Genomic DNA, 3,371 nt, shown 5'->3' on the forward strand with positions numbered 1-3,371 from the left:
AATCTTGACGATGACCTACTCTCACATGGGGAAACCCCACACTACCATCGGCGATGCATCGTTTCACTGCTGAGTTCGGGATGGGATCAGGTGGTTCCAATGCTCTATGGTCGTCAAGAAATTCTGTTGCCAGAAGGTCTTGTTAGACACTCCAGCGAATCGGGTATGTGATGATTGTGAGTTGCAAACTTTCGGTTCGTTTCGTCTTCACAACACCGCAATCTGGTCGTTTCGACGCAAATTGCTTGGGTGTTATATGGTCAAGCCTCACGGGCAATTAGTATTGGTTAGCTCAACGCCTCACAGCGCTTACACACCCAACCTATCAACGTCGTAGTCTTCGACGGCCCTTCAGGGAGCTCAAGGCTCCAGTGAGATCTCATCTTGAGGCAAGTTTCCCGCTTAGATGCTTTCAGCGGTTATCTCTTCCGAACATAGCTACCCGGCAATGCCACTGGCGTGACAACCGGAACACCAGAGGTTCGTCCACTCCGGTCCTCTCGTACTAGGAGCAGCCCCTCTCAAATCTCAAACGTCCACGGCAGATAGGGACCGAACTGTCTCACGACGTTCTAAACCCAGCTCGCGTACCACTTTAAATGGCGAACAGCCATACCCTTGGGACCGGCTTCAGCCCCAGGATGTGATGAGCCGACATCGAGGTGCCAAACACCGCCGTCGATATGAACTCTTGGGCGGTATCAGCCTGTTATCCCCGGAGTACCTTTTATCCGTTGAGCGATGGCCCTTCCATACAGAACCACCGGATCACTAAGACCTACTTTCGTACCTGCTCGACGTGTCTGTCTCGCAGTCAAGCGCGCTTTTGCCTTTATACTCTACGACCGATTTCCGACCGGTCTGAGCGCACCTTCGTACTCCTCCGTTACTCTTTAGGAGGAGACCGCCCCAGTCAAACTACCCACCATACACTGTCCTCGATCCGGATAACGGACCTGAGTTAGAACCTCAAAGTTGCCAGGGTGGTATTTCAAGGATGGCTCCACGCGAACTGGCGTCCACGCTTCAAAGCCTCCCACCTATCCTACACAAGCAAATTCAAAGTCCAGTGCAAAGCTATAGTAAAGGTTCACGGGGTCTTTCCGTCTAGCCGCGGATACACTGCATCTTCACAGCGATTTCAATTTCACTGAGTCTCGGGTGGAGACAGCGCCGCCATCGTTACGCCATTCGTGCAGGTCGGAACTTACCCGACAAGGAATTTCGCTACCTTAGGACCGTTATAGTTACGGCCGCCGTTTACCGGGGCTTCGATCAAGAGCTTCGCGTTAGCTAACCCCATCAATTAACCTTCCGGCACCGGGCAGGCGTCACACCCTATACGTCCACTTTCGTGTTTGCAGAGTGCTGTGTTTTTAATAAACAGTCGCAGCGGCCTGGTATCTTCGACCGGCATGGGCTTACGGAGCAAGTCCTTCACCCTCACCGGCGCACCTTCTCCCGAAGTTACGGTGCCATTTTGCCTAGTTCCTTCACCCGAGTTCTCTCAAGCGCCTTGGTATTCTCTACCCAACCACCTGTGTCGGTTTGGGGTACGGTTCCTAGTTATCTGAAGCTTAGAAGCTTTTCTTGGAAGCATGGCATCAACCACTTCGTCGCCTAAAGGCAACTCGTCATCAGCTCTCGGCCTTAAGATCCCGGATTTACCTAAGATCTCAGCCTACCACCTTAAACTTGGACAACCAACGCCAAGCTGGCCTAGCCTTCTCCGTCCCTCCATCGCAATAACTAGAAGTACAGGAATATTAACCTGTTTTCCATCGACTACGCTTTTCAGCCTCGCCTTAGGGACCGACTAACCCTGCGTCGATTAACGTTGCGCAGGAAACCTTGGTCTTTCGGCGTGGGAGTTTTTCACTCCCATTGTCGTTACTCATGTCAGCATTCGCACTTCTGATACCTCCAGCAAGCTTCTCAACTCACCTTCACAGGCTTACAGAACGCTCCTCTACCGCGTCACCTAAGTGACACCCGTAGCTTCGGTGCATGGTTTGAGCCCCGTTACATCTTCCGCGCAGGCCGACTCGACTAGTGAGCTATTACGCTTTCTTTAAAGGGTGGCTGCTTCTAAGCCAACCTCCTAGCTGTCTAAGCCTTCCCACATCGTTTCCCACTTAACCATGACTTTGGGACCTTAGCTGACGGTCTGGGTTGTTTCCCTTTTCACGACGGACGTTAGCACCCGCCGTGTGTCTCCCATGCTCGGCACTTGTAGGTATTCGGAGTTTGCATCGGTTTGGTAAGTCGGGATGACCCCCTAGCCGAAACAGTGCTCTACCCCCTACAGTGATACATGAGGCGCTACCTAAATAGCTTTCGAGGAGAACCAGCTATCTCCGAGCTTGATTAGCCTTTCACTCCGATCCACAGGTCATCCGCTAACTTTTCAACGGTAGTCGGTTCGGTCCTCCAGTCAGTGTTACCTAACCTTCAACCTGCCCATGGATAGATCGCCCGGTTTCGGGTCTATACCCAGCGACTAATCGCGCTATTAACACTCGCTTTCGCTACGCCTCCCCTATTCGGTTAAGCTCGCCACTGAATATAAGTCGCTGACCCATTATACAAAAGGTACGCAGTCACCTAACAAGTAGGCTCCCACTGCTTGTACGCATACGGTTTCAGGTTCTATTTCACTCCCCTCTCCGGGGTTCTTTTCGCCTTTCCCTCACGGTACTGGTTCACTATCGGTCAGTCAGTAGTATTTAGCCTTGGAGGATGGTCCCCCCATATTCAGACAAAGTTTCTCGTGCTCCGTCCTACTCGATTTCATGACTAAGAGATTTTCGCGTACAGGGCTATCACCCACTATGGCCGCACTTTCCAGAGCGTTCCGCTAATCTCAAAGCCACTTAAGGGCTAGTCCCCGTTCGCTCGCCACTACTAAGGGAATCTCGGTTGATTTCTTTTCCTCAGGGTACTTAGATGTTTCAGTTCCCCTGGTTCGCCTCTTGCACCTATGTATTCAGTACAAGATACTCAGCTTATGCTGAGTGGGTTCCCCCATTCAGAGATCTCCGGATCAAAGTCTGTTTGCCGACTCCCCGAAGCTTATCGCAGGCTACCACGTCTTTCATCGCCTCTGACTGCCAAGGCATCCACCGTATGCGCTTCTTCACTTGACCATATAACCCCAAGCAATCTGGTTATACTGTGAAGACGACATTCGCCGAAAATTCGCAATACTCTTAAAGACTTAAGAGAAACTCACAAATTTTACCTTAGCCTGAACACACACCAGTGAAAGTGTGGCCCAGTCTATCTTTCTATCACATACCCAAATTTTTAAAGAACGATTCTGAAAAAGTTCAGAAATCAATATTCGAGGCGAATATTCATTTCTAAGCTTT

General features: G+C 50.8%; 2 rRNA genes. Both read right to left on the reverse strand.

The features are described from left to right. Positions 1–2: 2 nt before the first annotated feature. A 5S ribosomal RNA gene (rrf, locus tag I5S59_RS26285) occupies positions 3–118 on the reverse strand. A 138-nt stretch (positions 119–256) separates the two neighbouring features. Next, positions 257–3,146 (reverse strand): 23S ribosomal RNA (locus tag I5S59_RS26290). Between the last annotated feature and the right edge of the window lie 225 nt (positions 3,147–3,371).

The organism is Pseudomonas alkylphenolica (assembly GCF_016009175.1).
In the GTDB taxonomy this organism is placed as follows: Bacteria; Pseudomonadota; Gammaproteobacteria; order Pseudomonadales; family Pseudomonadaceae; genus Aquipseudomonas; species Aquipseudomonas alkylphenolica_B.